Here is a 3,421-nt window from a genome sequence, read left to right as displayed (position 1 = left end):
GAAACCCCCCCGGGAGCCGCTAGTAGCTCGCGGGACGGAATCCGCTCCACCCGGAGCCGACCTGCACCGCGCTGGACAGCGTGCCGTCGCCCTCGCCGCCCCACCGCCACAACGTCGCGTCACTGGCCCGCACCGCCACGACGTCCGCCTTGGCGTCACCGTTCACGTCGAGCACGTTGAGACCGGAGAACCCTGCCCACCCGGAGCCGACCTGACGCCCGCTGGAGAAGGTGCCGTTTCCGTTGCCCTCCCAGAAGAACAGCTCACCGGCCGTGTTCACGCCCCACAGGTCGCCGTCACCGTCACCATCGGCGTCACCACCGGCGAAGCGCGGGAACGTCGCCCAGCCCTCGCCGATGAAGATCCGCGCCGAGAAGTTGCCGGAGCCCTCGCCGGGGTACCAGTAGAGCTTGCCGCCGTCCCTGCCGACGATGTCCGCGCGGTTGTCGCCGTTCACGTCCAGCACCGCGAACCACTCCAGCGTCTGCCACCCGGAGCCGGAGTTGGCGAGCTTGGTGAACGTGCCGCGGCCCGAGTTGTGCCAGTAGTGCAACGAGCCGTCGGTGTCGGTGGCGATGATGTCCGCGAAGCCGTCGGCGTTCGTGTCGCCCACGCCGATCCGGTTGAACGACGCGGACCAGCCCGGTCCCACTTCGACAGACGCCCCGAACCTGCCGGTCGAGGTGCCGGGGTAGAGGCGCATCGTGTTGTCCGGGCCGACGGCGAGCAGGTCGTCGTAGCGGTCGCCGTTCACGCTCTCCGCGGACAGGCCGCGCGCCGCGGTCCACCACGTCGTCTGCTTGCGCGCGCCCGCCCAGCTGAAGCTGAAGTGGATGTGGTCGGTGTGCGGCGACTCGCCGTTGTAGGCCTGCCAACCCGAAGAGGCCTCGTAGGCCTTCCAGATCTTGTGGTTCCAGATCATGTACATGATGCCGAGCCGCCGGGCCAGCGCGTGCTTGTTGCCGTACTGGTCGGTAGCGAGCAGCCAGTTGATCACATCGGCGGCCTGCGCGGCCTGGGTGGAGTTGGTGGCGTTGAACGGGTAGTCGAGCGCGCGGCCTTCCTTGTGCTCGCTCTGGCCGCCAGAGGCGCAGGCACGGACCATGCCGAGGTCGGCACGGCCGTACTCGGCCTTGAGCAGGTCGCGGAAGCCGATCACGCCCGGTTTGGCGTCCGGGTCGCACGTCGTCTGGCCCACGTAGGTGGCGTACTTGTCGATCGCCGCGCCGAACGCGGGCGTCGGCGGTGCGGCGGAAGCAGGCACAACGAGCGCTAACGAGATAACAGCGGCGCTCAGCGCCACGAGCATCCTCTTCACGGTAGGTCTCCCCTGTCGAGTGGTTGGCGCTGAGCCTGGGCAGGCGGACTACACGGCCTCTACACGCGCTCCACACGTCTCGACCGGCTCCCGTTCCGCTCCTTGGCCGGGCGATCATCGCGGCGCTATACACCGGTGGTGACCCTGCCCCCGACGGTTTCCGGAGCGCGCCCGTTGCTCGGCCACACCCGGGAGTTCCTGCGCGACCCCGGCGAACTGGTGCGGCGCGGGCACGCCGAGCACGGCCGGATGTTCTCGGTGCGGCTGCCGGGCGGACCGGGGGTCGTGTTGCTGGGGCAGGACAACGCGAAGTTCTTCCACGCCGAGTCGGACGCGCTGCGGCTCTCGATCCGCGAGGCCTACCGGTTCCTCGAGCACATGTTCGTGCACAACACCTTCTGGCTCGCGGAGCACGAGGAGTACCTGCGCCAGCGGGCCGTGCTGGCGCCCCAGTTCCGCGGCGGCCGGGTCAGGCGGCACGTCGCGGAGATGGACCGCAGGACGACCGCGCTCATCGACTCGCTGCCGGACGCCGGCACGTTCGAGCCGACCGACCTGCTCGGGCCACTGGTGATCGAGATCGCCACGTCGCTCTTCCTCGGCGACGACGCGGCGTCGCGGTTCCGCGGGCTGCAGAGCGAGTTCCGGGCGTTCGCGGACGGCATGGACCCGTTGCTGCCCGGCTGGGTGCCGGCGCCGCATCTGCTGCGCAGCCACCGTGCGCGCGACCGGCTGCGGCGGATCACGTCGGCGCTGGTGGCCGAGCGGCGGGCGATCCCGGCGGAGGAACCGGACTTCCTGGAGTTGATGGCGAACGCGCCGTTGCGGGACGACGACCTGCTGGCCGACCTCGTGGTCATGCTCGTGTGGGTCGGTCACGAGACCACGACCGGGCACCTGTGCTGGGCGCTGATCGACTTGTTGCGCCACCCGCACGAGCTGGCACGCGTGCACGACGAGGCGTTCCTCGGCCGGGCGCTGAAGGAGTCCGAGCGGCTGCACCCGGTGACGCCGTTCCTGGCCCGCGTGGCCACAGTGGACATTCCACATGAGACTTACGTCATACCTCGTGGCGCGGCCGTGATGCTGCATCCCGGGGTGTCGCACCGGGACGCGGGTGTGTTCAGCGATCCGGGTGAGTACCGGCCGGACCGGTTCCTGACCGAACCGGCGTCGGCGCTGCAGGCGTTCGGCGGCGGCATCCACCGCTGCCTGGGCGAACACTTCGCTCAGCTGGAGATGAAGGTCGTGATCACGCGGCTCGCCGAACACCTGGAGATGCGGCTGCTGGACGGAGATCCGGTGGCGGTGAGGGGGCATCGGAGCAACTGGCCGCGGCGCCCCTGCCGGGTCGCGTACGCGAAAAGGCTCCCGCAGTTTTCTCCCACTTAACCGTATAGCAGGTGGGGGGCCTTGCCACAAGACCCCGGGCGTCGTTCACACTCATCGCCTCAAGCAGAACAAGGGCGCTGTGGGGAGCACGTGGGGTACGAAGAAGAACTGCAGTCCGAACGCGACTACGTTGCCGGTCTCTACGCACGGCTCGACGCTGAACGCGCGCGCGTGAAGGCGGCGTACCAGTCTGCGCTGGGTGGCACCGGCGAGACCGCGATGGAACGGGACAACGAGGTGCGGGCCCGGCACCGCGAGATGAAGCGGCTGAACGTCGCCGACTACGGGCTGTGCTTCGGCCGGCTGGACAGCGTCGACGGCGACCCGTCCTACATCGGCAGGATCGGCCTGTTCGACGAGTTCGACGACTTCGAACCGGTGCTGCTCGACTGGCGCGCCCCCGCGGCGCGCCCGTTCTACACGGCCACCGGGGCACGGCCGGAGGGCATGGCGCGGCGCCGCCAGTTCCACACCCGCCGCCGTGACGTCCTCGGCTTCACCGACGAGGTCTTCGGCAAGCTCGGCGAGGAACAGGGCGACGTGGCCCTGCTGGAGGCGTTGAACGCGCCGCGCGGCGAGGGCATGCGCGACATCGTGGCGACGATCCAGGCCGAGCAGGACGCGATCATCCGGCTCGACCACCCCGGTGTGCTGGTGATCGAGGGTGGCCCCGGCACCGGCAAGACCGTCGTGGCGCTGCACCGCGTCGCC

Annotated in this window: 2 protein-coding genes and 1 pseudogene; 2 read left to right on the top strand and 1 reads right to left on the bottom strand. The window is 69.9% G+C overall.

The genetic code is table 11. From position 1 onward, the window contains the following. Positions 1–19 precede the first annotated feature (19 nt). Positions 20–1,309 carry an FG-GAP repeat domain-containing protein gene (locus tag UK23_RS39255; RefSeq protein ID WP_082115338.1) on the bottom strand — a complete coding sequence of 430 codons (1,290 nt, stop codon included), beginning with the start codon at positions 1,307–1,309 and terminating at the stop codon, positions 20–22. Positions 1,310–1,456: 147 nt separating this feature from the next. Here UK23_RS39255 and UK23_RS39250 point away from each other — a divergent pair, with 147 nt between their 5' ends. Together UK23_RS39250 and UK23_RS39245 are read left to right on the top strand one after the other, a co-directional pair. Continuing rightward, complete coding sequence (locus UK23_RS39250) at positions 1,457–2,710, top strand: cytochrome P450 (RefSeq protein ID WP_196778083.1); 1,254 nt, start codon at positions 1,457–1,459, stop codon at positions 2,708–2,710. Between the two features lie 90 nt (positions 2,711–2,800). Continuing rightward, positions 2,801–3,421, top strand: a pseudogene (locus UK23_RS39245) (helicase); the annotation flags it as partial.

The organism is Lentzea aerocolonigenes, from assembly GCF_000955955.1.
GTDB lineage: Bacteria > Actinomycetota > Actinomycetes > Mycobacteriales > Pseudonocardiaceae > Lentzea > Lentzea aerocolonigenes_A.
The sequence above is the reverse complement of the archived record's forward strand: the minus strand, read 5'-3'. Positions and strand labels throughout refer to the sequence as shown.

What these genes read in the sequence shown, in the direction of transcription:
- UK23_RS39255 (WP_082115338.1), bottom strand. Translation starts at nt 1,309, where the DNA reads ATGCTCGTGGCGCTGAGCGCCGCTGTTATCTCGTTAGCGCTCGTTGTG.